This is a genomic window from Nocardiopsis tropica, from assembly GCF_042660575.1.
In the GTDB taxonomy this organism is placed as follows: Bacteria; Actinomycetota; Actinomycetes; order Streptosporangiales; family Streptosporangiaceae; genus Nocardiopsis; species Nocardiopsis tropica.
Genome location: NZ_JBHSUF010000006.1, coordinates 315691 through 342375 on the forward strand (window position 1 = coordinate 315691; position 26685 = coordinate 342375).

Annotated in this window: 23 protein-coding genes; 9 read left to right on the forward strand and 14 right to left on the reverse strand. The window is 72.8% G+C overall.

Going from position 1 to position 26685, the window contains the following annotated elements:
• The first annotated feature begins 83 nt into the window (after positions 1 to 83).
• Positions 84 to 1157, forward strand: coding sequence for a M48 family metallopeptidase (locus ACFQBR_RS12350; RefSeq protein WP_344184025.1), 1074 nt, complete (start codon positions 84 to 86; stop codon positions 1155 to 1157).
• A 118-nt stretch (positions 1158 to 1275) separates the two neighbouring features.
• Here the strand turns inward: ACFQBR_RS12350 and ACFQBR_RS12355 are convergent, their stop codons facing one another.
• From ACFQBR_RS12355 to ACFQBR_RS12365, 3 genes are all read right to left on the reverse strand, one after another.
• On the reverse strand, positions 1276 to 2013 hold the full coding sequence (locus ACFQBR_RS12355) for an alpha/beta hydrolase family protein (RefSeq protein WP_267948626.1): 738 nt from the start codon (positions 2011 to 2013) through the stop codon (positions 1276 to 1278).
• 298 nt (positions 2014 to 2311) lie between these two features.
• Positions 2312 to 3283 carry a hypothetical protein gene (locus ACFQBR_RS12360; protein WP_267948625.1) on the reverse strand — a complete coding sequence of 324 codons (972 nt, stop codon included), beginning with the start codon at positions 3281 to 3283 and terminating at the stop codon, positions 2312 to 2314.
• A gap of 262 nt (positions 3284 to 3545) precedes the next feature.
• Positions 3546 to 4820, reverse strand: a complete 1275-nt coding sequence (locus tag ACFQBR_RS12365; protein WP_267948624.1) for a glutamate-5-semialdehyde dehydrogenase — start codon at positions 4818 to 4820, stop codon at positions 3546 to 3548.
• Positions 4821 to 5368: 548 nt separating this feature from the next.
• Between ACFQBR_RS12365 and ACFQBR_RS12370 the strand changes: the two genes are divergently transcribed.
• From ACFQBR_RS12370 to ACFQBR_RS12380, 3 genes are all read left to right on the forward strand, one after another.
• A complete protein-coding gene (locus tag ACFQBR_RS12370; RefSeq protein ID WP_344185043.1) occupies positions 5369 to 6661 on the forward strand; it encodes a phenylacetate--CoA ligase family protein in 1293 nt (430 codons plus the stop codon).
• Positions 6662 to 6768: 107 nt separating this feature from the next.
• The gene (locus ACFQBR_RS12375) at positions 6769 to 7731 is read left to right on the forward strand and encodes an aldo/keto reductase (RefSeq protein ID WP_330159102.1); all 963 of its coding nucleotides are present in this window, start codon (positions 6769 to 6771) and stop codon (positions 7729 to 7731) included.
• Between the two features lie 111 nt (positions 7732 to 7842).
• Positions 7843 to 8307 (forward strand): MarR family winged helix-turn-helix transcriptional regulator, encoded by a 465-nt coding sequence (locus ACFQBR_RS12380; RefSeq protein WP_344185042.1) that lies wholly within the window; start codon positions 7843 to 7845, stop codon positions 8305 to 8307.
• A 426-nt stretch (positions 8308 to 8733) separates the two neighbouring features.
• Here ACFQBR_RS12380 and ACFQBR_RS12385 read toward each other — a convergent pair whose 3' ends face one another.
• From ACFQBR_RS12385 to ACFQBR_RS12400, 4 genes are all read right to left on the reverse strand, one after another.
• Entirely contained in the window at positions 8734 to 9789 is a 1056-nt protein-coding gene (locus tag ACFQBR_RS12385) for a 3-oxoacyl-ACP synthase III family protein (protein ID WP_267948620.1), read from the reverse strand.
• Positions 9790 to 9950: 161 nt separating this feature from the next.
• Entirely contained in the window at positions 9951 to 10694 is a 744-nt protein-coding gene (locus ACFQBR_RS12390; protein WP_344185041.1) for an HAD family hydrolase, read from the reverse strand.
• Between the two features lie 37 nt (positions 10695 to 10731).
• The gene (locus ACFQBR_RS12395; RefSeq protein ID WP_267948618.1) at positions 10732 to 11829 is read right to left on the reverse strand and encodes a ScbA/BarX family gamma-butyrolactone biosynthesis protein; all 1098 of its coding nucleotides are present in this window, start codon (positions 11827 to 11829) and stop codon (positions 10732 to 10734) included.
• 173 nt (positions 11830 to 12002) lie between these two features.
• Positions 12003 to 13475 carry an MFS transporter gene (locus ACFQBR_RS12400; RefSeq protein WP_267948617.1) on the reverse strand — a complete coding sequence of 491 codons (1473 nt, stop codon included), beginning with the start codon at positions 13473 to 13475 and terminating at the stop codon, positions 12003 to 12005.
• A gap of 223 nt (positions 13476 to 13698) precedes the next feature.
• Here ACFQBR_RS12400 and ACFQBR_RS12405 point away from each other — a divergent pair, with 223 nt between their 5' ends.
• From ACFQBR_RS12405 to ACFQBR_RS12415, 3 genes are all read left to right on the forward strand, one after another.
• The gene (locus tag ACFQBR_RS12405) at positions 13699 to 15381 is read left to right on the forward strand and encodes an FAD-dependent monooxygenase (RefSeq protein WP_344185040.1); all 1683 of its coding nucleotides are present in this window, start codon (positions 13699 to 13701) and stop codon (positions 15379 to 15381) included.
• Between the two features lie 921 nt (positions 15382 to 16302).
• Entirely contained in the window at positions 16303 to 17541 is a 1239-nt protein-coding gene (locus ACFQBR_RS12410; RefSeq protein WP_344183041.1) for a phenylacetate--CoA ligase family protein, read from the forward strand.
• 522 nt (positions 17542 to 18063) lie between these two features.
• Positions 18064 to 18981 (forward strand): cyclase family protein, encoded by a 918-nt coding sequence (locus tag ACFQBR_RS12415; RefSeq protein WP_344183043.1) that lies wholly within the window; start codon positions 18064 to 18066, stop codon positions 18979 to 18981.
• A 135-nt stretch (positions 18982 to 19116) separates the two neighbouring features.
• On the opposite strand, the gene ACFQBR_RS12420 is transcribed toward ACFQBR_RS12415, so the two are convergent.
• A complete protein-coding gene (locus tag ACFQBR_RS12420) occupies positions 19117 to 19728 on the reverse strand; it encodes a TetR/AcrR family transcriptional regulator (protein WP_344183046.1) in 612 nt (203 codons plus the stop codon).
• Positions 19729 to 19783: 55 nt separating this feature from the next.
• Here ACFQBR_RS12420 and ACFQBR_RS12425 point away from each other — a divergent pair, with 55 nt between their 5' ends.
• Positions 19784 to 20545 (forward strand): SDR family NAD(P)-dependent oxidoreductase, encoded by a 762-nt coding sequence (locus ACFQBR_RS12425; RefSeq protein ID WP_267948612.1) that lies wholly within the window; start codon positions 19784 to 19786, stop codon positions 20543 to 20545.
• A 52-nt stretch (positions 20546 to 20597) separates the two neighbouring features.
• On the opposite strand, the gene ACFQBR_RS12430 is transcribed toward ACFQBR_RS12425, so the two are convergent.
• The gene (locus ACFQBR_RS12430) at positions 20598 to 21044 is read right to left on the reverse strand and encodes a type II toxin-antitoxin system PemK/MazF family toxin (RefSeq protein WP_330161921.1); all 447 of its coding nucleotides are present in this window, start codon (positions 21042 to 21044) and stop codon (positions 20598 to 20600) included.
• Positions 21045 to 21239: 195 nt separating this feature from the next.
• Between ACFQBR_RS12430 and ACFQBR_RS12435 the strand changes: the two genes are divergently transcribed.
• Positions 21240 to 21989 (forward strand): SDR family oxidoreductase, encoded by a 750-nt coding sequence (locus ACFQBR_RS12435; RefSeq protein ID WP_267948610.1) that lies wholly within the window; start codon positions 21240 to 21242, stop codon positions 21987 to 21989.
• Between the two features lie 133 nt (positions 21990 to 22122).
• Here ACFQBR_RS12435 and ACFQBR_RS12440 read toward each other — a convergent pair whose 3' ends face one another.
• The 5 genes from ACFQBR_RS12440 to rplU all read right to left on the reverse strand — a co-directional run bounded on the left by ACFQBR_RS12440 (position 22123) and on the right by rplU (position 26450).
• Positions 22123 to 23013: an alpha/beta hydrolase gene (locus ACFQBR_RS12440; RefSeq protein WP_344183048.1), complete on the reverse strand. Its 891-nt coding sequence runs from the start codon at positions 23011 to 23013 to the stop codon at positions 22123 to 22125.
• 112 nt (positions 23014 to 23125) lie between these two features.
• Complete coding sequence (gene proB / locus ACFQBR_RS12445) at positions 23126 to 24283, reverse strand: glutamate 5-kinase (RefSeq protein WP_267948608.1); 1158 nt, start codon at positions 24281 to 24283, stop codon at positions 23126 to 23128.
• Positions 24284 to 24370: 87 nt separating this feature from the next.
• Entirely contained in the window at positions 24371 to 25735 is a 1365-nt protein-coding gene (gene obgE, locus ACFQBR_RS12450; RefSeq protein ID WP_344183051.1) for a GTPase ObgE, read from the reverse strand.
• Positions 25736 to 25864: 129 nt separating this feature from the next.
• On the reverse strand, positions 25865 to 26125 hold the full coding sequence (rpmA, locus tag ACFQBR_RS12455) for a 50S ribosomal protein L27 (protein WP_150253013.1): 261 nt from the start codon (positions 26123 to 26125) through the stop codon (positions 25865 to 25867).
• 13 nt (positions 26126 to 26138) lie between these two features.
• Positions 26139 to 26450 (reverse strand): 50S ribosomal protein L21, encoded by a 312-nt coding sequence (rplU, locus tag ACFQBR_RS12460; protein WP_267950280.1) that lies wholly within the window; start codon positions 26448 to 26450, stop codon positions 26139 to 26141.
• Between the last annotated feature and the right edge of the window lie 235 nt (positions 26451 to 26685).

The following is a 26685-nucleotide window of genomic DNA, read 5'->3' on the forward strand; positions in this document are numbered from 1 at the left end:
GTGTCGGAGCACCCCGGCAATCGCGTCATATCTCGAAGGCCGAAACCGTGGCCAAGCGCCATCGGGCCGCATAGCATGCCGATATGGCCAACACACCAGACCGCGTCCGCGTCCGGCTCTCCGAGATCTCACCCCGCGCCTACGAGCACCCCGCCGACCGTGGGGCCCTGGTGGCGCTGCGCTCGCTGCGCGGGTTCGACGAGGTGTTCAAGCGCATGTCGGGGCTGTTCAACGAACGCGCCCTCAGACTGATGTTCCTGTCCAGCGCCGTCCGGGTCGGCCCCACCCAGTTCCCCCACGTCCACGACTACGTCCGCGACGCCGCCTACGTCCTGGACATGGACGAGGTCCCCGAGCTCTACATCCAGATGAACCCCAAGCCCAACGCCATGGCGATCGGCAGCCAGCGGCCCTTCATCGTGATGACCACGGGCCTGTTCGACCTGCTGGACGACGAGGAGCAGCGCTTCGTCATCGGCCACGAGGTCGGGCACATCCTCAGCGGCCACGCCGTGTACCGCACCATGCTGCTGGCCCTGATCAGGCTGGCGACCCGCGTGGCGTGGGTGCCCCTGGGCTACATCGGCCTCCAGGCCATCGTCGCCGCGCTGGAGGAGTGGTACCGCAAGTCCGAGCTCTCCTGCGACCGCGCGGGCGTCCTGGCCTCCCAGAACCCCGAGGCCGCCAAGCGCGCGCTGATGAAGCTCGCGGGCGGCTCGACCCTGGTCGAGATGAACCCCGACGCGTTCCTGGAGCAGGCGCGCGAGTACGAGTCCGGCGGCGACGCCCGCGACAGCTTCCTCAAGCTGATCAGCCTGATGGGACAGACCCACCCGTTCGCGGTGGTCCGCCTGGCCGAGCTGCACCGGTGGATCGAGGAGGGCTCCTACCAGCGGATCCTCGGCGGCGACTACCCCCGCCGCTCCTCCGACCGCGAGGCGAGGGTCGGCGCGGAGGCCCGCAGCGCCGCCAAGTCCTACAAGGAGTCGTGGGAGCGCTCGGGGGACCCGCTCCTGGGCACCCTGCGCGACGTGGCCGGAAGCGCGGCCAGCGCGGGCGGCAAGATCTTCGACAACGTCGCCGACCGGTGGCGCAACGGCTCCGCCCGGTCCGACCAGGGCACGAGCGGGACGAACGGGGCGAACGGGTCCTCCTGACCCTGTGCCCCGCGCCCGGGACCCGCGCGGGGAGGCGGGACGACGGACGGGAGGGGGCGGTCCGTGCCGGGCCGCCCCCTCCCGCGTCCGCGGGCGGCGGGCCGCCCGCCGGCCCGGATCAGCCCGTCCGCGCCAGGTACGCGCGGACCACCTCCCAGGCGGGCCCCCGCGGGTCGATGACGGCGAAGTGGTCGGCCCCGGCGACCTCGTGGTACTCCACGGTGCCGCCCGCCGCGCGCACCGCGTCCGCGTAGGCGCGGCTGTGCTCGACCGGGACGCGCTGGTCGGCGTCCCCGTGCACCACCAGCTGCGGCAGGCCGGTCAGCGGGCGCCGTACCGGCGAGCTGACCCGGTAGAGCTCCGCGGTGGGGTCCGGCCCGAGGAACGGGACGACGGCGCCCTCGCCGAGCCCCGCCAGGGCGGACCGCTCCAGGTCGGTGACGGGGGCCAGGGCGACCACCGAGGTCACCGGGGTCCCACCCTCCGCGAGGCCGTTGAGCAGGGCGAGATGTGCTCCGGCGGAGTGCCCCACGCACACCACGCGTCCGAGGTCGTACCGCTCGGGCTCGCGTGCGGCCGCGTCGGCGAGGTACGCCAGGGCGTCGCCGACGTCGTCGAGGGTCTGCGGCCAGCCGCCGCCGTCGTCCCCGGTACGCCGGTACTCGATGTTCCACACCGCCCACCCGGCGGAGGCGAGGTCGCGGGCCGGCGGATCCATCAGGGCGGCGTCGTGCCTGTCGCGCCACCAGCCGCCGTGCAGCAGGACGGCGACGGGCGCGGGTCCGCCGGCACCCTCCGGCTCCCAGCGGTGGACGCTCCGGCTGGGGTGGTCGCCGTAGGACACGGTGGTGGGCACGCGCTGCTCCTCGCTGTCGGGGTGGTCGCTCCCGGACGCCGGCAAACGGGCGTCCTGCCCCGCCCGGCGCACCCGCGCCCCGGGGCCGCCGCGCGTGCGGCCCGGGCCCGGGCCGCCGACCGCGCCCACCGGCTGCGGGCCCCGGGCCTCCGGCGGCGGTGCCGTGCGGCGTCGGCGTCCGGATCGCACAGCGGTTCGGGCAGGTCGAACCCCGCGCGGGACCCGGCCCGGGCACGGGACGGCGCCGACGGCCCTGGGCCGTCGGCGCCGTCGCGGTACCTGCGTGGCGTATGCCGCCCTAGAAGGCGGGTCCGGCCGCCATGGCCTCGTCGATCGTCTCGGCGCGGGCCGTCTCGACCTCCTCGACCAGGTTCTCCTCGTGCGCCTCGAACTCCTCGGTCACGGCTGCGGCGAGGCTGCGCAGGGCGACCTCCTCCGTGACGATGCCGCCGCGGACGCGGTTGTTGTCGCCGACCTGGGCGGTCGGGGAGTTGTCGGAGGTGACCAGGTCGCCGCCGACGATGTTGTTGTCGACGTAGACGCCGCCGCCCACACCGGTGACGCTCAGGTCGCCGTCGATGTAGTTGACCGAGGAGCAGAAGCCCCCGGTCTCACCGGCGCCGACCGCGACGGGGCCGGTCCCGCCGGTGTAGGTGGCCGCGCCGATGACCTCGCTGTCGCAGAGGATGCCGCCGGCGGTCGGGCCGGTGACGGTCAGCGCTCCGCGCACCACCGAGTCGTAGATGTCGGCGTACTCGACGCCGTCGGCCGTGACCGCGCCGCCGATCCGGGAACCGGAGACGTAGACGGCCCCGACCTCGGCGTTGACGCTCTTCACGGAGGAGTCGACGACGAAGGCGAAGCCGTCGGTGTTGCCGCCCTCGACCGGGACGGTGCGCAGGGCGGCGCCCGTGGAGCTCTCCTCGAGGTAGGTGCCGAAGGAACCGCGGTTGACCACGCGGTCGCCGACGGTGGTGTCGGAGGCGTCGAAGTAGGCGTTCTTCTGGACGATCACCTCTCCTTCGACCTCCCCGCCGACGATGTGGAGGTTGGCGCCCTGCCGGACGGTGATGTCGCCCTGGATGACGGTGCCGTCCAGGAAGCAGTTCTTGCCGGCCGGGACCGCGAGGTCCGTCGGCAGGGTGACCGCACCGCCGTGACCCGAGCAGAGGGTGACCAGGTCAGCCTGGGCCGGTGAGGCCATCAGGGTGACGCCGCCGACGGCCAGGGCTGTCGTGGCGAGGACCGCGACCTTGCTCCGGAGCTTCATGCGGGGGATTCCTTTCGTCGTGACCGTGGGGGCGGCGCTCCGTGAGGAGAGCGGGGAGAGCGCCGTGAGACACCACTGTGAAATTACCGACCTGCCGTCGCTTTGGGAATACTTCCTTTGAGAAGATTCGCTTCTGTCCAGGTTTCCAGCGGGAAAACATTCCAGATGCCAATGGGTTCCGGACCATGTGCGGTCACGCATGGTTTCCGAGCGAACACGGAAGGGCCGCCCGTTCGCCGGGCGGCCCTTCGGAGTCCCCCGGCTACTTCAGGTGGCCGTCGCCGGTGACCACGTACTTGGTGGAGGTCATCTCGGTCAGGCCCATGGGCCCTCTGGCGTGCAGCTTCTGCGTGGAGATGCCGATCTCGGCGCCGAAGCCGAACTCCCCCCCGTCGGTGAACCGCGTGGAGGCGTTGACCATGACCGCGGCGGAGTCGACCCGGGACACGAAGTACCGGGAGGCCTTCAGCGAGTCGGTGACGATCGCCTCGGTGTGCCGGGTGGAGTACCGGCGGATGTGCGCGATCGCCTCGTCGATGGTGGGTACGACGCGCACGGCGAGGTCCATGGACAGGTACTCGGTGGCCCAGTCCTCCTCCGTGGCCTCGACCACGTCCGCGCCGGCGCCGTGGGCAGCCGCGGCCTCCAGCACCCGCCGGTCGCCGTGCACGGTGACCCCGGCCCCGCCCAGGGCGTCCAGCACCCGGGGCAGGAAGGCGTCGGCCACGGCCTCGTGCACCAGGAGGGTCTCGGCGGAGTTGCACACCGAGCAGCGCTGCGCCTTGGCGTTGGTGGCGATGGCCACCGCCTTGGCGAGGTCGGCGTCGGCGTCCACGTAGACGTGGCACAGTCCCTCGCCGGTCTCGATCACGGGAACGGTGGAGTCGCGGACCACGGCCCGGATCAGGGAGCCGCCGCCGCGCGGGATGAGCACGTCCACCAGCCCGCGCGCCCGCATGAGCGCGGTGGAGGACTCGCGGGTGCGGCCGGGCACCATCTGGACGGCGTCCTGCGGGACCCCGGTCCCCGCCAGGGCGTCACGCAGGACGCCGACGATGGCGGTGTTGGAGGCGTAGGCGGAGGACGAGCCCCTCAGCAGCGCGGCGTTGCCGCTCTTGAGGCACAGGGCCGCGGCGTCCACGGTGACGTTGGGGCGGCCCTCGTAGATGATGCCGATGACACCGAGCGGAACCCTGATCTGGCGCAGGTCGAGGCCGTTGGGCAGCACCCCGCCCCGCACGGACTCGCCCACCGGGTCGGGGAGCTCGACGATCTCGCGGACGGCGTCGGCGATCGCCTCGATCCGCTCCGGTGTGAGGGTGAGCCGGTCGACCATGGCGGGAGAGGTGCCGTCCCGGCGCGCCCGCTCGACGTCCTCGGCGTTGGCCGCCGTGATCTCGCCGGCCCGTTTGACCAGCGCGTCGGCGATCGCCACCAGAGCGGCGTCCTTGACCGCGCGGCTGAGCGGGGCGAGCTCGGCCGCCGCGTCCCCGGCCCGCTCGGCTACCGCGTGGACCTCGCGCTCGATGTCACTCATGGTGCTCTCTCTTGGTTGGGAGACCAGCCCGGGGAGCGCCCCGCCCTGCCGCGTCGAAGGGAGCGTGGGGCGCCGTCCGGGGTGAACCCCTCCAGCGTATAGCGCGGGCCCGCCCTCCGGCGGGCCGTCCACAGGCCGCAGTCGGCCGTGCGGGCCGCGCGCGCCCGGTCCGGTCCGCCACCTCGGCGTGTCCGGGGCGGGGCCCGGGCCCGGGCCCCGCCCCGGTCACCGAGGGTGACCCCCACAAGGGGGGTGAGTGACGAAGGTCACCTTGCACGGGAAAGTAATCGTCCGACTCCGGAAACGGCCCCGACGACGCACGATGACCAATGGTGTCCGCCCGGTCACAGGGGTCTCCGGCAGTCCCCGGGATATCGTCGCATTCTCCTGACTGGATGCCCTGCGAAGGTAGCCGTGCCCCGCACCGCCGGCGACTGGACGACAAATCCAGAACACTTCTCACTTCTTCGGGTTCTTCAACGGCACCGCCGCCGCACGGACGCACATGTTCGACCGCACCCGAATACACCAGGAACGCGAGTGCGACAATGACGACGAATTTCGGTTCACGGACGTCTCACGGCGAGGCGCCGTCCCCGGCGCGGGCGCTGGACAAGCTGTCCAGGATCCCGGTGCTGCGGGAGAAGTACCTCGGCCACACCGCGGGGGGCTCCGCGCCGGACCTGTTCGACCTCCCCACCCTGGGCAGGGACGAACTGGGCAGGGCGATCGACACCCTGGTGCGCACCGACCCGTCCGCCCTCACCCGGGCCTCCCTGCACGTCATGGGCGGCACGCGGTCGACCATGCGCATGGGAGCGGTGCCGGCGGACCTGTACCTGGACGAGATCGCGCCGCACGTGCGCCCCTTCGAGCCGGGCGACCTGTTCACCACCCTCGGCACCCCCTTCCACATGCGGGCCTGCCAGGACCTGCACAACGGACTCGCCGCCAGGGCCGGGGTGCCCACCCTCTCCATGGACGCGCCGACCGACCAGATGATCGACGCCTACCTCGAACTGTTCGAGCGCCACGGGGTCAACGCCCTGGGCACCACGCTCGACACCTTCCGGAGCCTGCTGCGCTACTGCGCCGCGTCCGGGCGTGACCTGGGCTTCCTGCACAAGGTGCTGTGGAGCGGACCGGCCATGGACGCGGCCACCCGCTCGCTGATCCGTACGTACTTCCCCCACCTGCGCACGTGGTCGCTCTTCGGCTCATCGGAGACCTGGATCATCGGGCACAGCGGCCCGGACTGCGCCAACGACACCCTCCACCCGCTTCCCCACCAGTTCACGGAGATCGTGGACGGGCGGATGCTGGTGACCGTCGTCCACGAGAAGGCGGTCGTCCCGCTGCTGCGCTACGAGACCGGCGTGGAGGCCGAGTGGGCGGCCTGCGCCTGCGGACTGCCCGGCCCCGCGGTGCGCACCCACAGCCGTATAGACGCCCCGATGGGACCGCTCAGCCGCGTGGTCTCCCCCCTCGACCTCGTGCCGCTGGCCCTGCGGCTCGACTCGGTCGAGGCGGCCCAGGTCGTCCTCGTCGACCCCCACACCGAGGACGAGCGGCTCCACCTGCGCGTCAGGCTCCGCCCGGAGACCCAGCCCGACCTCTACACCGGCGAGTGGATCCGGCAGCACGTGCTGTCCGAGTCCCTGGGCCTCTCCGAGGCCACGGAGGAGGCGCCCGAGTCCTTCGAGGTCATCGTCTCCCGGCACATGCTGCGGGAACGTCCGGACGGCACGGCCCCCGACTTCCTGGTGCGCGAAGGGGGACGCCTCCAGACCCCATCGATATCGATTCAGGATCAGGGATCTTATGATACCTTCTCGACATAGATTCAGGGGGACAGGTCGCACGCGCCGTCCGCGGCACCCCGGTCGTATCCCCGAGTGGCACCGTCCCTGAGTCGCGTCGAGCACGAGCACCGACCACAGGAGTGCGCATGCGGACTGTTCCGCTGACCACCGACGGACCCACCGTCTCCGCCCAGGGACTGGGCTGCATGGGGATGAGCGAGTTCTACGGCCCGGGGGACGAGGCCGACTCCCTCGCCACCCTGCACCACGCCCTCGACCTGGGCCTCAACTTCCTGGACACCGCGGACATGTACGGACACGGTGCCAACGAGGAGCTGGTGGGCAAGGTCGTCCGGGAACGGCGGGAGGAGGTCGTCCTCGCCACCAAGTTCGGGATCGTCCGCGACAGGGCCACCGGCGCGCGCAGCCACCGCGGGGACCCGGAATACGTCCGCGCGGCGTGCGACGCCAGCCTCTCCCGCCTCGGCATCGAGACGATCGACCTCTACTACATGCACCGGCGCGACGCCTCCGTCCCCGTCGAGGAGACGGTCGGGGCCATGGCCGAGCTGGTCGCCCAGGGCAAGGTGCGCCACCTCGGGCTGTCCGAGGTGAGCGCCGACGAGCTGCGCGCCGCCCACGCCGTGCACCCGATCGCCGCGGTGCAGACGGAGTGGTCGCTCTGGAGCCGCGACGTGGAGGAGTCCGTGATCGGCGAGTGCGCGCGGCTCGGCGTGGGCTTCGTCCCCTACTCCCCCCTGGGCAGGGGCTTCCTCACCGGGGCGCTGCCCCCGGTGGACGAGCTGCCCGCCGACGACTTCCGCCGCGGCAAGCCGCGCTTCTCCGGCGAGAACGCCGTGCGCAACCAGGAGCTGCTCGCCATCGTGCGGCGCGTGGCCGACGCGCACGGAGCGACCCCGGGACAGGTGGCCCTGGCCTGGGTCCACGCCCAGGCCGGGCGCTGGGGACTGCCCGTCGTCCCCATCCCGGGGACCAAGAGGCGCGAACGCCTGGACGAGAACGTCGGCGGCGCGGACCTGGTGCTCTCCCCGGAGGACATCGCCGAACTCGACACCATCGCCGACGCCACCGCGGGCGCGCGGTACTGATCCTCCCCCAGCCGGGGGTGGCCCTGGGCCGCTCCCGGCGCCGCCCCGACGCCGACCTGACGAACGGCCGACGAGCACGGAGGGACGAGCGCCCTGAGATACGATTCCCAGATGACCCAGCTTCCCATGGACCAGCGGATCGGTCATCACCTGAAGCGCGCCGAGCAGGAGCTGATCTCTGCGAAGCACGCCGTTCTGCGGCAGTTCAACCTCTCGGTCCCCCAGTACACGGTGCTCCTCGTACTCTCCGAGGAGCCGGGGGCCTCAGGCGCGATCCTGGCCCGCCGGTGCCTGGTGACCCCCCAGACGATGTCCTCCGTGCTCGCGACCCTGAGCAGGCGCGAACTCATCGAGCGCAAGCCCCATCCGCTGCACTCCCACATCCTGGAGACACGGCTCTCGCCCAGCGGGCGGGAGCTGCTCGCCAAGGCGGACGAGGTCGCGATCCGGGTGGAGATGCGTCTGAGCGAGGCCTTCAGCCGCGAGGAGGAGGGCGAGTTCGTACGCTTCCTCAGCCGGTGCGCGGAGGTCTCGGCCGAGAGCCGTACCGAACTGTCGGACCTGGGCGAGGAGTGAGGCCGGTCCCCGCCGGCGCCCCCTGGGCATCCCGTCCGGCGCGGGCCGGGCGTGCGGGAGCCGCCGGCCCCGGGTCGGAGCGGTCCGCCGCCCGCTCCCCGGGAGCTCCCGGCGGGCCGGCGCGGCGGGGGTCCGCGTCCCGGAGCCCCCGCCCCTGACAGCGCGCCGCCGGAGACGGTGCCGGGCGCGTCCGCCGGCCCCGCGCGCGAAGCGACGCGGTGAACCAGATGAACCCGACCAGGCCCGGCGCGGCCGGCCCCGCGCATGAAGCGACGCGGTGACGCGGTACCACCACGGTTCCCGCAGGCCGCCCCCCGGTTCGGCCGCCCACGACGGCGGCCTCCCGCACCCGTCGGGCGCGGAAGGCCGGCCGGTCTCCACCGGCGGGTCGCACGACTCCGTCTCCGCCCCCCGGGGGCGACGGCGTCACGCCGGGACGTGCACCGGGACCGCCCCTCCGGAACGGGCCGGAGCCAGGACGGAGGACGCCTGCGCGGCCACGGGGCTCCACCTCACGAGTGCCAGCCCCACGCTCATGCCGCCGCCGAACCCCGCGAGCAGGACGAGGTCGTCCCGTTCGAGCAGGCCCGCCCGGTGCACGGTGTCGAGGGCGACGGGCACCGACCCCGACCCGGTGTTGCCCTGGGTCTCCACCGTGAGGTGGAGGCGGGCGCGGTCCAGGCCCAGGGAAGGCCAGACGTCGGCGAGCATCGCGCCGTTGGCCTGGTGGGGCACGAAGTGGCGGATCTCCTCCCGTCCCACGCCCATCCCGTCGAGCATCCGGTGGATCGCCTCGGGCAGGCGCCGGGTGACGTACTCCCGCACGCCGCGCCCCTCCATCGTGAAGAAGTGCTCGCCCTGCTCCAGGGTCGCCGGGGACGCGGGCAGCCGCGACCCGCCGGCCGGGACCTTGATCAGGTGGTGGTGGTCCCCGTCCGTGAGCAGCTGGGTCCCGACGACCCCGCCGCGGTCCCGGGCGGGCCCCAGGAGGACCGCCCCCGCGCCGTCGCCGAACAGGACCGCCGTCTTGCGGTCGCCGTAGTCGAGGATGCGGGAGTAGATGTCGGCGCCGATGACCAGCGCGTAGGCCTCTCCGTGGGGTCGCAGCAGGTGCTCGGCCACGGAGAGCGCGTAGACGAACCCGCTGCACACGGCGTTGACGTCGAACGCCGCCGCGGAGGAGGCGCCCAGCAGGTGCTGGGTGATGCTCGCCGTGGCGGGCTGGGGGTGGTCCGGGGTGGACGTGGCGACGATGACGTAGGCCAGGCGGTCCGCGGGGACGCCCGCCTGGGCCAGGGCCCGGCGGCCGGCCTCGGCCGCGAGGTCGGAGGTGGCCTGGTCCGGTGCCGCGCGTCTGCGCTCACGGATCCCGGTCTTGCGGCGGATCCACTCGTCGGTGACACCGGCGGTCTGGGCGATCGGGTCGTTGCCGACCACTTCGGCCGGCAGGTACGAGCCCGTGCCGAGGATGGCGATGGTCATCGTGCTGTCTCCTTCTTGCTGGACTGCGGGAGGGGTTCGGGGCCGCCGCCGCTCCGGGCGGAGGCGCTTTCCGGAGTCGCCCGGGGCCGCGGGCCCCGGAGGGGGCGCCGGCCCCTGCCGCGGACTGCGCGCGCCGGGCGCGGTCCGCGGGCTTCGCGCGTTCACCGGCGGGAAGGCCGGGGCTCCTCTCCCCGGGAGGCGGGGACCGGGTGCCCGGAGCCGGCGGTGACGCGCTCCCACCCGTGGGCCTCGGCGTGCGCCGCGAGCACGGAGTCCTCGCCGACGACCACCGGGCTGCCGACGGACGAGAGCAGCGCCAGGTCGCTGGAGTGGTCCCCGTAGGCGGTGCAGTCGGACAGGGGGACGTCCCTCACCGCTGCGGCGGCCCTGGCCGCGACTCCCTTCGTCGCTCCGATCATCGGGACGAGGACCTCGCCCGTCAGGAGCCCGTCGCGCACGACGGGCCTCGTGCCCAGCGCCCAATGGGCTCCGGCCGCCTCGGCGATCGGGTCCAGGCAGGCGAAGAAGGAGCCCGACAGCAGGACGACCAGGTCGCCCCCGGCCCTGTGGCGGCGCAGCCGCTCCAGCACCGGGGTGTGCCAGAAGCCCGGCGCCCTCGCGGCCTCGGAGAACCACTTCCGTCCGGCGGCTCTCAGCCCCTCGACGGACTCCCCCGCCATGAGGCGGTAGTAGAGGCGGTTCACGTCCTGGCGGGGCACTCCCCGGGCCGCCGCCGCCCGCAGGTGGGCGACGGCGCGCTCGTAGGAGCCCGGTTCCCTGGAGCCGTCCCCGAAGTGGAACTCCAGGAACGAGAACATGCTCTTCGGTCCGATGAGCGTCTCGTCCACGTCGAAGAACGCGATGCCGCGTCCCCGGGGGCCGGATTCTTCGTTCGGGGTGGTCATGGGGTCTCCTGCCTGTAGGGGGTCCGTGGGGTCCGCGTCATGCGGGGAGGCGGACCAGGCCGACGTCGATCCGGCAGATCGACGCGCCCCGCTGGAGCACGTCCACCTCGACGGAGGCCGGGGACTGCTCCGGGCCGCCGGTGGGCGCGATGAACTCCACGATCCCGCCCTGCGTGTAGTAGACCCCTTCGCCCTCCTCCGCGGTCGCCGGAGCGGTGCGGGCCCGCACCTCGGTCCGGGGCTCCAGTTCGCCGAAGCTGGTGAAGGTGGCGGTGATCTCGGCCGGGTAGGCCTTGGCGGGCGAGGTCCCCTGGACCTCCATGAGCGTGTTCAGGGCCAGCTGGCGCCCGGCCTCGATCAGGACCATGCCGGGCAGGTGGTCCTGGGCGTGGTCGAACAGGCTCGGGTGCTGCGGGAGCACGCGCAGGGAGGCCGACACCGCGTCCCCGTCCCCCGCGAGCCCGGTCAGGACCACGTTGTCGCCGTTGGACCGGCCGACGAGGTAGGGGGCGGGGACCTCCCCGGTGACGGCGAAGTCGAAGGTCTCCGTGGAGGGGACCGGGGCTCCCGAGCGGTTGCTCAGGCGCAGCGCCCCGTAGCTCGCCGGGGACTTGAAGCGCAGGCCGACGACGGCGTTGCCGACCTCGGTGCCGTCGACGAACAGGCGGAACCTGGCGTCGTAGCCGACGACGCGGCCTTCCTTGACCCTCTTGTCCTCGACCGAGCAGAGCATCCGGAGGGCGCACGGGGCGGTCCCCACCGCCATCCGCTCGGGGCGCGTGATGTTGATGCCCAGGGTGGTGAGCACGAACTTGTGGTCGAAGGGGACCCCGTAGTGGGTGTGGGCGATGGCCAGGCCCACCTGCCGGCACGCCTCGAGCAGCAGCACCGGGTCGTGGAGGCGGGGGCGGAGAAGGTGGTCGCCGTAGTAGGCGTGCGACCGGGGGAGCTGGGCGGCGGCCGCGTGGGCGTCGCCGCCCAGGGGCTGGGTGTCGGTGACGAAGACCTCCGCCAGCGACTCCCGGTGGACGACGGTGCGGTCGAGGGTCCGCTCGTAGTCCAGGTTCGGACCGTCCGGGTGGGCTGTCGCGGTGTCGGTGTCGCCGTTGAGGAGGTGGCGCACGGGCATCTGCATGGTCTGTCTCGCATTCCTCGGGCTCGGGGACCTGATCTGGCGGGGAGGCCGCGGAGCGGGGAGTGCCTCCCGGGGAGCGTCGGCGGACGGGGCGGGGTCCGGTGGTGGGGGCCGGCGGGGGTCTGGTGGCGGGGTCCGGCGGGGACCTCCCAGTGGGGGCGGTCCGGGGTCGGCTAGCGGAGTTCGCGTTCCTTGACGACGAGGAAGGTGACCACCGCGCCGGCCAGGGCGAGGAGCGCCAGTCCGAGGAACGTGGTGTGCATCGCCGAGGTGAGGCTGGTCGACACCGCGTCCAGAGCGGTCTGGCGGTCTCCTGCGGCGAACTGGCCCAGCGCCGTCTCGAGCCGGCCCTGGGTGGCCTCACCCGCCAGGGTCCGTTCCTGCTCGGGACTGGCGAAGGAGAGGTCGAGCGTGCTCAGCGAGAGGGTCGCCAGCACCGATCCGGCGCCGGCGATCGCCACGCTCTCCCCGGTGATGCGCATGGTGTTGAAGATGCCCGAGGCCATTCCGGCCCGCTCGACCTCCACGGAGCTGAGCGCGGCGTTGTCCATGACGCCGAAGGCGCTCCCCACGCCCGTGCCGAACAGCGCCAGGGGCGCGGCCAGCGCCGTCCAGTGCTGACCCGGCTGGAGGGTCATCAGCCACAGGGACCCGCCCGCGATGAGCAGGGAACTGGTGGCGAGCATGACCCGCAGGGGGAGCCTGGCGGCCAGCTGCCCGGCCAGCATCGGCAGGGCGAGCACGGGCAGGGTCAGGGGAAGGAGCAGGGCTCCGGCCTCGGCCGCGCCGAACCCTCCCACGCCCTGGAAGAAGGGCGGCAGGTAGACGAGCAGGACAACGAAGCCGAAGGTGATGGTGAAGGGCTGGCAGACCACCACGACGAACGTGGGCCGCTTGAACAGCGAGAGGTCGAACATCGGGCGCCGGACCCGCGACTCCACCAGGACGAAGGCCGCGAGGAAGACGACGAACCCGACCGCGGAACCGATCGCGCTCAGGCTGAGCCAGCCCGCCTCGGCCCCCTGGACGAAGGCCAGGGAGAGCAGGAACAGGCTGGTGCTGAAGGTCATGACACCGCCCCAGTCCACCGAGGTGGAGTTGGGGTCGCTCGACTCCCGGATCGAGCGCACCAGGAGCAGGACGACTGCGGCGAACGCGATGTTCATCAGGAACACCATGCGCCAGTCCGCGAAGTTGACCATCAGTCCGGCGACGAACGGTCCCATGGCCAGGCCGAAGCCGAACGAGGTGCCCAGGAGGCCGAAGGCCCTGGCCCTGGCCACGCCGCGGAAGGAGTCGGCGAGGATCGCCGACCCGCTGGTCATGATGCCCGCGGCGCCGATGCCCTGGACCGCCCTGGCGATGTCGATGACGACGATGTTGGAGGAGAGGCCGATCACCGTGGCCATGGCGGTGAAGACGACGAGGCCGATGACGAGGACCCGGCGCCTGCCGAACCGGTCGGCGAGCCCGCCCGCGGCGAGCATGAACGCCGCGAAGGTCACGTTGTAGGCGTTCTGGACCCACTGGGCCTCGCCGACCGTGGCGTTCAGGTCGGCCGCGAGCTGGGTGAGCGCCACTGCCGGAGCGGTGACGGCGAGCGGCAGCATCACGCTGGACAGGGCGACGGCGACGAGTGTGGCCACCGCCTGCCCTCTGGTCAACGGGGCGGGAGCGAGCTGTGCGCCCGGCCGATCCGTTGCGTCTATCGCCATTCCCACACCTCATGATTCGGATTCTTATGATCATCCATTCGTGGATGAACATAAGGTATCTTATGCTCATCGTCAATCTTATAGACCTGGCCGGGTACGCGGTGGGCGGACCCGGGACGTACCACCGCAACAGGATCGATCGGAGCTCCCCGAGATGCCGTTGACCAGTGACGACACACCTTCCACCCGCACAGCCGCCCCGCCCGCCGACGTGCTCGTCGTCGGCGCCGGACCCGTCGGCCTGACCGCCGCGTGCGAGCTTCTGAGACGAGGAACACGTGTCCGGCTCATCGACCGCGCCGAGACCGCGTCCCCCTTCCCCAAGGCTCTGCTGCTCTGGCCCCGCACCCTCGACCTGCTGGACGACCTGGGGGCCCTGGAGCCGACCCGGCACGCCGGCATCGACATCCGGAGGTTCCGCTACTTCTCCTCCGGCGAGCCCCTGGCCTCGTTCGCCTTCCCCGAGCACCTGGCCCCCGTGTGCCTGCCCCAGAACGAGACCGAGCGCGTGCTCACCGAGCGGCTGCACGCCCTGGGCGGACGCATCGAACGGGGGGTGCGGCTGCTCGCCCTCGACGGGCTGGACTTCTCCGGCGACATCACCGCGACCGAGGGGGTGACGGCGATCCTCGAACACTCCGACGGGACCGTCGAGCGCTACCACGCGCCCTTCGTCATCGGCGCGGACGGCGCGGGCAGCGCGGTGCGCGCCCAGATCGGCACCGGTTTCGTCGGAAGCACCTACGAGTCGGCGTTCGCCCTCGTGGACTGCCGCATCGAGGGGGAGCTGCCGACCGACGAGGCGCTCTACTACCAGTCGCCCCAGGGCGCCCTGGTGATCGTCGCCCTGCCCGACGGCGTCTTCCGGTTCTTCGCGAGCCTCCCGCCCGGGGAGAAGGCCGGCGTCGACCTGCTCCAGCGGATCACCGACGAGCAGGGGCCGGGCGGCGTGCGCCTGGTCGACCCCGTGTGGGAGTCCGTGTTCCGCGTGCACCGCAGGCACGCGGACGACTTCCAGCGGGGCCGGGTCTTCCTCGCGGGGGACGCCGCGCACGTGCACAGCCCCGCCGGGGGCCAGGGGCTCAACACCGGGATGCAGGACGCGCAGAACCTCGCCTGGAAACTGGCCGCGGTGGTCGGGGGCGAGGCACCTCCGGAACTGCTCGGCACCTACGGCCCGGAGCGCAAGGACGTGGCGCGCCAGGTCGTGCGGGACACCGACATCCAGACGCGCGGGTGGATGCTCCAGCACCCCCTGCAGACCGCGGGCCGGGACGCGGCCTTCCGGCTCCTGGAGCCGGTCATGGAGCGCGGATACCTGCCCGTCATGGCCGGATACCGGTTCCGGTACACACCCGCACGGCTCACACAGGACCCCGCCTGGCCGTCCCTGTGCCGGCTCACCGGGCGGCTGGCGGGCGCCGTCCGCACCGGGCACGCCCTCCCCCGCTCCCTCGCGGTGTCCCTGGGGGTCACCGCGCCGCGGAACACGGAGACGGGGCACGGGCGGGCCGGCGGCGGGCCGGAGCTGCCCGGCTGGACGCTCGCCGTCACCCCGGACCGGTCCCGGGCCCGGCCCGGGGAGCCGTTCTCCGCGCTCGCCTCCGACCGGCCGCAGGTGCGGACGGTGACGCTGTCGGCCGCACAGGCCTCGGAGCACCGCCTGTGCTCGGCCCCGGGGTACCACCTGATCCGCCCGGACGGCTACGTCGCCGCCCACGGCCACGCCGGGGACCACGCCCGGCTCCGCGTGGAACTGGCCGCGCACCTGGGCCGGGCCCGCGGCCGCCTCCGCCCGTCCGAGGACGCCGGACGGGTGGCGCCGAGCCTCGCCTGAGGACCCCCTCCAGCGCGGTCGGCCGGCCGCTCCCCGGCCGACCGCGCACCGGGGGCGCCGGTGCCCCCCCAGAGCTCCGCCGCCCCGGCGGCGGCTCCCCGCGGGCGCACGGCTCGGTGCTCCCCGGCCGCGTCGAGCATTCGCTGAAGCCGCGGCTCCCCGCGGGCGCGCGGCTCGGTGGTGACGGCCGTGCCCGGGAACGGCCCGCCCCTCCGCGGGCGCGGTGACGCGCGGAGGGCGCGCCCTGTCCCGCCGGGTTCACGCAGAACGCGCGAGCGGCCCCGCCCGCGCCCCGTCCGCCCCGCGCCGCCGGAAACCGGCAGGGCCCCGGGGCAGGGCGCCGGACCGGGGCCGGGGCCCCTCGTCCCGGGCGGCCCCGGCCCCTCCGTGCCCGGGCGTGCGGCCCCCTCCTCCTCGCACCGGAGGCCGGCCGACGCATGTGCGGAACCGGCCCGCCGTCCCCTCCCGACCGGATGCGCGGCCCTCGCCGCCCCGGGGAGAGGATCCGGCCTCCGTCGGCGCGCCGCGCCCCCGACCCCCTCCGCGTGGTCCCGGAGGGCGTCCGCCGGCCTCCCGGGAACCGGGCGGCTCCGCACAGGTGTTCCCCTTCCGACCGTTCGCGGTGAGCAAGATCACCCGACCACATCCGGCCACGGAGGGACCACGCTCCGAGACATCTCCCAACAAGTGAACATGACCTGCGGTGATCGCGCGCTCACTATCGGCGGAAATCTTCGCCATGTCCCGCCGTGAAGGAATCTGCTTTACTGTCCGAACGGCCACGAACCAGCCATGCCGCCACCGAAGGCATTCCCCCGAGAAGACTTAACAAGAATTTCAGATTCATTTACGTCACCGCAGCTGTCCCCGGCGGGCTGAACGCAATCCCTAACACCCAGAGATGCGAGCACGAGAATGACGATGAATATCGGAGGAATGGTGGAGGGGCCACTCCCCCTGGCCCAGGCGCTGCAGCGCCTCACGAGGATCCCGTCCATGCGGCACAAGTACGGCCGCTACCTCGGCCTGGGCAGGCGGCCCCGCCTGGTCGACCTGCCGCCCCTCACCCGCGAGGAGCTCGGCGAGGCCGTCGACGCGATGATGAGGGAGAACCCGGCCGAGCTCTCCCGCGCCTCGCTCCACCTCATGGGCGGCACGACGTCCACGAGCCGCATGGGCGCTCTCCCCTCCGACCTGCACGTGGACGAGATCTTCCCCCACCTTCGCCCCTTCGCCCCGGGCGACCTGCTCGCGAGCCTGAGCACCCCGTTCCACCTGCGCGCGTCGCACGACCTCCACAACGCGCTCGCCGCGCGGGCCGGGATCCCCACGCTGTCGCTCGACGCCCCGACGGACCAGATGATCGAACCGTGCCTCGACCTCTTCGAGCAGCACGGCGTGACCGCCGTCGCCACCACCCTGGACACGGTCCAGCGCATCCTCCGCTTCTGCGCCGCATCGGGCCGGCGCCTGGACTTCCTGAGCAAGGTGCTCTGGAGCGGACCCGCGATGGACGCGGAGACGCGTTCACTGATCCGCACGTACTTCCCACACCTGCGCACGTGGTCGCTGTTCGGGTCCGCGGAGACCTGGATCATCGGCCACAGCGGTCCCGACTGCGCGGTCGACACCTTCCACCCGCTCCCCTACCAGCACACGGAGATCGTCGGCGGGCGCATGCTCGTGACCGTCACGCACAGGAAGTCGGTCGTCCCCCTGCTGCGCTACGACACCGGCACCGGGGCCGAGTGGACGTCCTGCTCCTGCGGCCGCCCCGGGCGGGCCCTGCGGACCCACAGCCGCATCGACGCACCCTACGGGCCGCTCAGCAGCCTGGTCGACCCCGCCGACCTGGCGTCGCTCGCCCTCCAGCTCGACTCGGTGGAGGCCGCCCAGGTGGTCCTGACCTCCCCCCACACCAAGGACGAACGACTGCGCCTGCGCGTCAGGCTCCGCCCGGGGACGGAGGCGGACCTGTACACCGTCGAGTGGATACGGCACCACGTGGTGTCCGGCTGCCTGGCCCTGTCAGAGGTCCTCGCGGAATCACCCGAGACCTTCGAGGTGACCGTCTCGCGGAGGCTGCTGGACCAGTCCTCGGACGGCTCGGCCCCGGCGACGGTCGTCCGGTCCGCGGACCGGAGCCGTCACTCCGCGTGACCCGCGCCGGGCCGTCCGGCCCGGCGGGCGGGGTCGCACGGGAATTCCGGACGCGGGTCGCGTGAAAATCCCGTGAAATACCCCGGGGAACCGGGTGTCCCGCGAGGGGAATTCCCTCATTTCGGCGCGGGGGTCGGACGCCGCGGTCCGGCCCGCACGGCACGAGGTGTTTTTCCGAACGAGAACATGAAAGTCCGGAGAAAACCGCGCAAGGTCCGCGCCCGCGCCCCTCACGCCTTCTCACCCGCCCCTCCCGGGCGGCCCGCGCACGCCCGGACGGGGCTCCGCCCGGCCCGTCGGCCCTCCGTCTGCGTGTCCGCCGGATCACCGCCCGCATCGGGAACGCCCCGGCCCAGCCCCCCCGCGGAGCGACCCCGTCGGCAACAAAAGATATCTTATGCAAATCAGTCTTCTCTTTTGCATAAGAGATCGTATACTCCTCCTAGCTCGATCAGCCAGACCTGGAAGAGGAACACTGCGATGTGCGGACCCCACGTGATCCACAAGGCCCGAAAGACTTTCATGACCGCCTCGGGACACACCCCGGAAACGCCCGGGGGCACGATCACGGCCGAGCGCCCGGACCCGTCCGCACGCCTGGTGAGCAGCGGGGTGAACCGGCGCCGCATGCTGACCGGATCGGCCGCCGTCGGCGCGGTGCTGACGGGGATCGGGGCCCTCGGGGGTCCGGTGGAGTCCGCCCACGCCCAGACCATCGCGGACATCAGCCCCTCGCGGCTGAGGGTCACGGACCTCACCCACGTCCTCCACAACGACTTCCCGATCTACCGGCCCTACATCCTCGACCCCAACATCTTCCAGTTCGCGTCGATCGCGGACGACGGGTTCAACGCGCTCAAGCTGGAGATCGACGAGCACACCGGGACGCACTTCGACGCGCCGTGGCACTTCAACGACAGCCCCGACGCCCTGCACACGCACGAGGTCGATCCGCGCGACCTGGTCTGCCCCCTCGTCGTCATCCGCATCTCCGACCGCGCCGCACGGGACTTCGACGCGCAGGTGGGCGTGGCCGACCTGCGCCGCTGGGAACGGCGCCACGGACGCATCCCCCAGGGGGCCCTGGTCGCCATGGACTCCGGCTGGAGCGCGCGGGTCCTCCAGAGCGAGGAGGCGATGCTCAACCGCGGCAGCGACGGCATCGCCCACTTCCCCGGGTTCGAGCTCGAGGCGCTCGCCTGGCTGCTGTCCGAGCGGGACATCGCCGGGGTCGCCGTGGACACCCCGAGCTTCGACTACGGGCCCGACTCCGCGTCCAACCCCGAGGGGCACGTGTTCCTGCTCGGCGAGAACAAGTACGCCGTGGAGATGGTCGCCCACCTGGAGACCGCCCCGGAGAACGGGGCGATGGCGGTCGTGGGCGTCGCCAACATCAGGGGCGGTTCGGGCGGCCCCGTCCGCCTGCTGGCCCTCACCTGACGCGACGGTCCGCGCCGGGGCCCTCCGCGGGCCCCGGCCCCGCTCCCCGCGCGCCGGCCCGGGGCGTCCCGTCTCCCCGCGCGTTCCGGCGGCCGGCCCGCCCGCGCGCCGGGGCCGGGCCTCCGCAGGGCGCGCTCACCCCCGGGGCCACGCCTCCATGGCCACCCCGACCAGCGCCTCCAGGTCGGCACGGTCCGCCCCGTCCCCGGCCTGGACGGACATCCCCTGGATGAGGGCGCCGAAGTACCGCGCCAGAGCCGCGGTGTCGGCTCCCCGCGGCAGCTCCCCCGCGTCTTTGGCGCGCCCCAGGTAGGCGGCCACCGCCTCCATCGTCCGGGCCCGTCGCGCGGCGACCGCCCGCCCGACCTCCGCGTGCCGTTCGCCCACGGCCAGGGCCGCGGTGGAGATCATGCACCCGTGCGGCCGGTCCGGCTCGGTGAAGTCACGCGCCGCGTTCGCCAGCAGCCGCCTCATGCCGTCACGGGACGCCTCGGGTTCGTCGAGCACCTTCGCCGTGCCCGCTCCCACGCCCCGGGCGTAGTGGTCCAAGCACGCCTCGTACAGCCCCAGCTTGGACCCGAACGCGTTGTAGAGGCTCGGCGGCGTCAGCCCCGTGGCCCGCTGGAGCTCACTCAGACTCGCCCCCTCGAAACCGTGCCGCCAGAAGACGGTCATCGCCCGGTCCAGGACCCGCTCCTCGTCGAACTCGCGCGGTCGGCCGCGCCCCTCAGCCCGCCTTTTTTCCATAGTGACCACTATAGTAATCTTCATTCTGTAGCGATCACTATGAAATGAGGACGGGATGAGCCGGACAGCACTGGTCACGGGCGGTACCCGCGGCATCGGACGGGCGATAGCACTGGCCCTCGCGGAGGACGGCGCCGCCCTCGTGGGGGTGCAGTACCGCGGTGACGGGGAGTCCGCCGCCCGTACCGCGGAGCTGATCGAGGAGCGGGGCGCGCGAGCGGTCACGATCCGCGCCGACTTCGGGGCCGACACCCTGGACGCGGTGGAGGCCACCGCGGGCGCGTTCCTGGAAGAGGCCGAGAGAACCACGGGCCGGAGGGAGGTGGACGTGCTGGTCAACAACGCGGGCATCGGCGAACCCCAGGAACTGGGAAGGATCGACGCGCCCACCTACCACCGGGTCATGGACGTCAACCTCACCGCGCCGCTGTTCCTCATCCAGCGGCTGGCCCCGAGCATGGGCCGGAACGGTCGCATCGTGAACATCTCCACCGGATACACCCGTGTCGCCGCCCCGACCCACCCCGTCTACTCCGCGTCCAAGGCGGCCCTCAACGCCCTCACCCTGGCGCTCGCGCCGGCCTTCGGGCCACGCGGGGTCACGGTCAACGCGGTCATGCCCGGGGTGGTCGACACCGACATGAACGCGGGCTGGCTCGGCGAACCCGGGGCCCGGGAGAGGGCGGCCGGCCTCTCCGTCTTCGGCAGGGTCGGCGAGGCGGAGGACATCTCGGCCCTGGTCCGCTACCTGGCCTCGCCCGAGGCCGGGTGGACCACCGGACAGGTCATCGACGCAACGGGGGGAAGCGCCCTCTGAGGGCGCCGCCGGTGCGGGCCGCCCGGGACCGGGTCCCGGGCGGCCCCGCGGGTCAGGTCCAGCCGTAGCGGCTGCGCAGGACGTCCGCGACCAGCCAGAACATCTCCTCGTCCATGACCGCGGCCTCACGCCGGATGTCGTCCTCGTCGAACTCGAAGAGCCGGTCCGCGCGGAGGAACGATTCGCGCCCCTCCCGGTCCCAGGGCCCCGAGCCGATCGGCAGCCAGTCCTGGCGCTCCCACTCCTCGGGGCGCTGCGAGGACAGCATCAGGCCGTGCAGGCGCCTGCCCCTGCGGCCGACGACCAGCAGCGGGCGGTCCTTGCCCTGCTTCGGGTCCTCCTCGTAGGGCACCCACGTCCACACGATCTCGCCCGTGTCGGCGAGGCCGTCGCGCTCGGGGGCGTACGCCAGCCGGGTGGCGTTCTCTGAGGTGGGGATCTCGCGGACCTCGCCCCGGTGGGGGTGGTCGTCGCCGCGTCGCATCGTTCGTTCGCTCACGCCCCGCATCCTAGGACCTCGCGACGGGTGTGTCGGCCCAGGAGGACGGCGCCCCGCGCCGTCGCACGCCGCCCGACGGGACCGTAGTGTCGACGCGGCCGGTCCCGCCCCCTCCGGCCCCCGCGGCGGCCGGTGCCCGGCCACACCCCGCCGGGCACGGGACACCGGAACGACGAACACCACGGAGAAGCAGGTATGAGCAAGGGAACGATCCTGATCAGCGGCGCCAGCGCCGGTCTGGGAGCCGAGATGGCGCGCCAGTTCGCCGCCCTCGGCTACGACCTGGCCCTGTGCGCGCGGCGCGTCGACCGGATGGAGGCGCTGCGCGAGGAGATCACCGCGGCCCACCCCGGACGGCGGGTCGAACTGCGCGCCCTCGACGTCACCGACGCCGACGCCGTGTTCTCGGTGTTCGGCGACCTGGCCGACGCCTTCGGCGGTATGGACCGCGTGATCGTCAACGCCGGCCTCGGCAAGGGCGCGGCCCTCGGGACGGGGCGCCACGACGCCAACCGCCGGACGGCGGAGACCAACTTCATGGGCGCCCTCGCCCAGACCGAGGCCGCCATGGGGATCTTCCGCGCCCAGGGGCACGGCCACCTGGTGCTCATCTCGTCCATGTCGGCCCTGCGCGGCATGCGCAGGTCCATGACCGTGTACGCCGCGACCAAGGCGGGGGTCTCCGCCATCGCCGAGGGCCTGCGCGCGGAGCGTGTGCCCGGCCTGGACGTGTCCGTCGTCCACCCCGGCTACATCCGCACCGGTATGAACGAGCGCGTGGAGCAGAGGACGCGGTTCATGGTGGACACCGTGCCCGGCGTCCGCTCCATGGTGGCCGCCATCGAGCGGCGGCGCGTGAAGGCGTACGTGCCCGCCTGGCCCTGGGTCCCCATCGGCTTCGCGATGCGGGTGCTGCCGCTCTCGGTCGTCAGCAGGCTGGCCTGAGCGCTCCCCGCGGGGCCGGGGGCGGCGTCCGCGCGCGGGGGGCGGCTCCACCTCGCCCGAGCCCTCCGGCACGGTCTGCTCCGCGGCGTCCGCGCGGGGTGGCGGCCCTGGGTGTCCGCGCCCGCGGACGGTCTCACAGGTCCTGGACGGTACCGATGATCGCCGCACGCGCCCGGCTGCCCTCGGGCACCGGGACCAGTGGATACACGTGGAAGGCGCCCGCCTCCTCGTGCAGCTCCACCTCGCCGCCCGCCTCGGTGACGAGGTCGCGCAGGCGGCGGGTGTCGGGCAGGAACACGTCACGGGTGCCGATGTAGAGGTCGATGGGGGGAAGCCCGACCAGCCGCCCGTTGATGGGGCTGAGCCTGGGCACGGAGAGGTCGTCGCCGCCCGCCCACGCCTTGGCGGCCTCCCTGAGGCCGACCGGGCTGAGCCACGGGTCCCTCCCCTCCACCTCGGCGATGTCGGGGTTGGACATGGTGAGGTCCGCCCACGGTGAGACGAGGATCAGCCGGGCGGGCCGGGGCAGGTCCTCCCCGGGCAGCGTCTGGGCGAGGGCCAGTGCCAGCCCGGCGCCCGCCGAGTCGCCCGCGAAGACGGTCCGCCCCGGGTCTGCGTGCTCCAGGAGTTCGCGGTAGACCGCGTGGAGGAACCCGAAGGCCTCGCGGTAGGTGTGCTCCGGCGCCAACCCGTAGACGGGCACCTCGACCCGGCACCCCGTGTCGGCCATGCGGGAGATCAGCACCCAGTGCCACGGGGAGATCTCGCTGATGTACGAGCCCCCGTGCAGGTACAGGACGGCCTTGTCCGGTGCGTCCTCCCGCTCACGGGGCAGGACGGTGTAACTCCGGAACCCCCCCACCTCGCGCAGGGTGATCTCGTGCCGCTTGGCGACCCAGTGCGGCGGCTCGGGGTCGTCCTTGGCCTCCTCGATGCGCTCCCGTGCGCCCTCCACGGTCTCCATCGGGCGCTTGCGCGCCACCCGGAACGCCACCGCGAGCATTCTCGCCACCAGGCTAGGCATGGATGTCTTCGCTTCTCTCCTCGGGGATGTCCCCCGACCTTGCCACAGGGGTCTCACAGAACGTGCGGACGGCGCGGGAGGGCCCTCCGGCCCGGCCCTTCCGCCGCACTCCCTAGAGGACGACGAGGTCGTCCCGGTGCACGAGCTCCCGCTCGTAGGAGGGCCCCAGCTCACGGGCGAGCCAGCGCGTGGACCTGCCCATCAGGTCGGGCACCTCGGCCGCGTCGTAGTTGACCAGCCCGCGCGCGACCACGGTGCCCTGCTCGTCGCACAGGTCGACGGGGTCCCCCGCGCTGAACTCCCCCCTCACCCGCACCACACCGGCCGGGAGCAGCGACGCCTTCTCCCGTACGACCGCCGCGACCGCGCCCGGATCCAGCACCAGGCTGCCCCGTCCGGCGGTCGCGTGCGCCAGCCACAGCTGGCGGGCCGAGGGACGGCGCCCGCCCCCCGCGGCGAACAGGGTGCCGACCCTGTCGCCCGCCAGGGCTGCCCGCGCGTTGGCCGCGGAGGTCAGCATCGTGTGCACGCCGGCCTCCGTGGCGATCCGCGCGGAGGCGACCTTGGTGACCATCCCCCCCGTGCCCACGCCGCGCCTGCCGGAGCTGCCGATGTCGATGCCGTCCAGGTCCTCGGGCCCGCGCACCAGGCTGACCACGGACGCCCCCGGGTCGGACGGGTTCCCGTCGTAGAGGGCGTCCACGTCCGACAGCAGGACCAGCGCGTCTGCGCGCATCAGGTGCGCGACCAGGGCCGCGAGCCGGTCGTTGTCGCCGAACCGCAGTTCGTGGGTGGCCACCGTGTCGTTCTCGTTGACGATGGGGACCGCTCCGATGTCCAGCAGGCGGCGCAGCGTGCGCTGCGCGTTGCGGTGCTGGACCCTGCGCATCATGTCCTCGACCGTGAGCAGGACCTGGGCGGCGTTGAGCCCGTGTCCGGCCAGCTCGGCCGTGTACGCGGCGAGCAGCAGCCCCTGGCCGACGCTCGCCGCGGCCTGCTGGGAGGCGAGGTCGCGGGGCCGGCGGGCCATGCCGAGCGGGGTCATCCCGGCGGCGACCGCGCCGGAGGAGACCAGGATCACCTCCTGGCCGAGGGCCCGGCGGGCCGCCAGCACCTCGACCAGGTCGCGGATGCGCCCGGAGTCGATCCGGCCCTCGGGGGTCGTCAAGGACGACGACCCCACCTTCACCACGACCCTGCGGGCCGAGGCCACCGCCGCCCGTCCTGCGGTTTCCGCCCGGTCGGACTTCTCGAGTTCTGCGCTGTGCACCGTGTGGGGCTTTCCATCCAGGGCGCGGCGCCCGGGTCGGGCGCCGCGCACGTTCCTGTTCGGCCGGGCCGTCGGTCCCCGCGCGGGTCAGCCCAGCCGGGCGTCGCTTCCGCGCGGGCCGGACGGGACGACCTCGGCGTCCATGGACGGGTCCCAGTCGAAGACCACGGAGTCCTCCTCGGTGCCGATGTGCACCTCGGCGCCCTCGGTGGCCCCGGCCTTGGCCAGCTGCTCCTCGATGCCGAGGCGGTTGAGCCGTTCGGCCAGGTAGCCGACCGCCTCGTCGTTGCTGAAGTCCGTCTGGGCCACCCAACGGGCGGGCTTGTCCCCGCGCACCTGGAAGGCGTTGTTGCCCAGCGGCACCACCTCGAAGGGGGTGTCCCCGATCATCTTGGGACGGATCACGATCCGGGTGGGCTCGGCGGCGGGGGCGGCCCCGCGTGCGGCCGCGACCTGCTCGCCCAGGGCGAAGGACAGCTCGCGCAGGCCCTCACGGGAGGCGGCGGAGACCTCCATCACCTTGTACCCGCGCTCGACGAGCATCGGGGTGACGAGCTCGGCGAGCTCGCGGGCCTCGGGCACGTCGACCTTGTTCAGGGCGACGATGCGCGGCCGGTCGGACAGGTCCACCCCGGCGCGCTCGCCGTAGGCGGACAGCTCCGCCTCCAGGGCGTCGAGGTCGCTCACGGGGTCTCGGCCCGGCTCGTAGGTGGCGCAGTCCAGGACGTGCAGGAGGGTCGAGCACCGCTCGATGTGGCGCAGGAACTCCAGGCCCAGGCCCTTGCCGTCGCTCGCCCCGGGGATGAGCCCGGGCACGTCGGCGATCACGTACTGGGTCGTGCCCGCCTCCACCACTCCCAGGTTGGGGACGAGCGTGGTGAAGGGGTAGTCGGCGATCTTGGGCCGGGCCGCCGACATGGCGGCGATCAGCGACGACTTGCCGGCGCTGGGGAAGCCCACCAGGCCGACGTCGGCGATGGTCTTCATCTCCAGGCGCACGTCGAAGGCCTCGCCCTCCTCGCCCTTGAGGGCGAAGCCGGGCGCCTTGCGCTTCTTGGAGGCCAGCGAGGCGTTGCCCAGGCCGCCGTGGCCCCCCTGGGCGAGGACCAGGCGGGTGCCGTGTCCCACGAGGTCGGCGATGAACTCGCCGTCCGCGCGGGTGACCACCGTGCCGTCGGGGACGGTGAGGACCAGGTCGTCCCCGTTGGCCCCGGACCGGTGCCCGCCCTGGCCGGGCGTGCCGTTCTGGGCGTTGCGGTGCGGGCGGCGCTGGTAGTCCAGCAGGGTGGCGGCCTGCGCGTCGACCTCCAGGACGATGTCGCCGCCCCGGCCGCCGTTGCCGCCGTCCGGGCCGCCCAGAGGCTTGAACTTCTCACGGTGCACGGAGGCGCAGCCATGCCCGCCGTTCCCGGCCTTGACGTGCAAGACCGCCTCGTCGACGAAGTCAGGCATAGCTCTCCCCGTTGCTTGTCGGTCCCCGTACGGGTGACCTGGTGGAACACGCGTGTCACTCAGTGACAACGCGAGAGGCGGGCCAGTGTTCCCTGGCCCGCCTCGAAACCACAACGTCCGTGCGCGAACCTACTCGGCGGCGACAGGGACGATGTTCACGGCCTTGCGGCCGCGGAAGTTGCCGAACTTGACCTGCCCGGCGACCAGAGCGAACAGCGTGTCGTCGCCACCGCGGCCGACGTTGGCGCCGGGGTGGAACTTGGTGCCGCGCTGACGGATGAGGATCTCGCCGGCCGAGACGGACTGACCGCCGAAACGCTTCACGCCGAGGCGCTGGGCATTCGAGTCACGACCGTTACGGCTGGACGAAGCGCCCTTCTTATGTGCCATTTCTCCAGGCCTCCTACTTCGCCGCGATGCCGGTGACGCGCACCTGGGTGTGCTTCTGGCGGTGCCCCTGGCGCTTCTTGTAACCGGTCTTGTTCTTGTACTTCAGGATGTTGATCTTGGGGCCCTTGGTCTCACCGAGGATCTCGGCGGTGACCGAGTAGCCGCTCAGCTTGTCCGCGTCGCTGATGACGTTGCCGTCGTCAACGACCAGGATGGGCTGCCACGTGATGGTGGCACCGGTCTCATCGGAGACCTTGTCGATGTTCAGGACGTCATCGACAGACACCTTCTCCTGTCGGCCGCCCGCTCGCACGATCGCGTACACCGGGTAACTCTCTTCCTGCTCGCTCAACGAATAATGCTCGGGACCATCCCCGAGACGTGAGTTCCGGGGTCCGGGTCCGGCTGTACCTGTGCCCAGGCCAGCCGGGAGGATCGCCCCCATGTGGTTGGGGAGAAGCCTCGTTCCACGATCCACTGATCGCCTGTAGCGGGGCGCGGGGATCTGAGGGAAACAAACCCTGCGTGGAGAGCACTTCGGTGTCGGGGCGCGCGATTGT

What these genes read in the sequence shown, in the direction of transcription:
- ACFQBR_RS12350 (WP_344184025.1), top strand. Translation starts at nt 84, where the DNA reads ATGGCCAACACACCAGACCGCGTCCGCGTCCGGCTCTCCGAGATCTCA.
- ACFQBR_RS12360 (WP_267948625.1), bottom strand. Translation starts at nt 3,283, where the DNA reads ATGAAGCTCCGGAGCAAGGTCGCGGTCCTCGCCACGACAGCCCTGGCC.
- ACFQBR_RS12365 (WP_267948624.1), bottom strand. Translation starts at nt 4,820, where the DNA reads ATGAGTGACATCGAGCGCGAGGTCCACGCGGTAGCCGAGCGGGCCGGG.
- ACFQBR_RS12370 (WP_344185043.1), top strand. Translation starts at nt 5,369, where the DNA reads ATGACGACGAATTTCGGTTCACGGACGTCTCACGGCGAGGCGCCGTCC.
- ACFQBR_RS12375 (WP_330159102.1), top strand. Translation starts at nt 6,769, where the DNA reads ATGCGGACTGTTCCGCTGACCACCGACGGACCCACCGTCTCCGCCCAG.
- ACFQBR_RS12380 (WP_344185042.1), top strand. Translation starts at nt 7,843, where the DNA reads ATGACCCAGCTTCCCATGGACCAGCGGATCGGTCATCACCTGAAGCGC.
- ACFQBR_RS12385 (WP_267948620.1), bottom strand. Translation starts at nt 9,789, where the DNA reads ATGACCATCGCCATCCTCGGCACGGGCTCGTACCTGCCGGCCGAAGTG.
- ACFQBR_RS12390 (WP_344185041.1), bottom strand. Translation starts at nt 10,694, where the DNA reads ATGACCACCCCGAACGAAGAATCCGGCCCCCGGGGACGCGGCATCGCG.
- ACFQBR_RS12395 (WP_267948618.1), bottom strand. Translation starts at nt 11,829, where the DNA reads ATGCAGATGCCCGTGCGCCACCTCCTCAACGGCGACACCGACACCGCG.
- ACFQBR_RS12405 (WP_344185040.1), top strand. Translation starts at nt 13,699, where the DNA reads ATGCCGTTGACCAGTGACGACACACCTTCCACCCGCACAGCCGCCCCG.
- ACFQBR_RS12410 (WP_344183041.1), top strand. Translation starts at nt 16,303, where the DNA reads ATGAATATCGGAGGAATGGTGGAGGGGCCACTCCCCCTGGCCCAGGCG.
- ACFQBR_RS12415 (WP_344183043.1), top strand. Translation starts at nt 18,064, where the DNA reads ATGACCGCCTCGGGACACACCCCGGAAACGCCCGGGGGCACGATCACG.
- ACFQBR_RS12420 (WP_344183046.1), bottom strand. Translation starts at nt 19,728, where the DNA reads ATGGAAAAAAGGCGGGCTGAGGGGCGCGGCCGACCGCGCGAGTTCGAC.
- ACFQBR_RS12425 (WP_267948612.1), top strand. Translation starts at nt 19,784, where the DNA reads ATGAGCCGGACAGCACTGGTCACGGGCGGTACCCGCGGCATCGGACGG.
- ACFQBR_RS12435 (WP_267948610.1), top strand. Translation starts at nt 21,240, where the DNA reads ATGAGCAAGGGAACGATCCTGATCAGCGGCGCCAGCGCCGGTCTGGGA.
- ACFQBR_RS12440 (WP_344183048.1), bottom strand. Translation starts at nt 23,013, where the DNA reads ATGCCTAGCCTGGTGGCGAGAATGCTCGCGGTGGCGTTCCGGGTGGCG.
- obgE (WP_344183051.1), bottom strand. Translation starts at nt 25,735, where the DNA reads ATGCCTGACTTCGTCGACGAGGCGGTCTTGCACGTCAAGGCCGGGAAC.
- rpmA (WP_150253013.1), bottom strand. Translation starts at nt 26,125, where the DNA reads ATGGCACATAAGAAGGGCGCTTCGTCCAGCCGTAACGGTCGTGACTCG.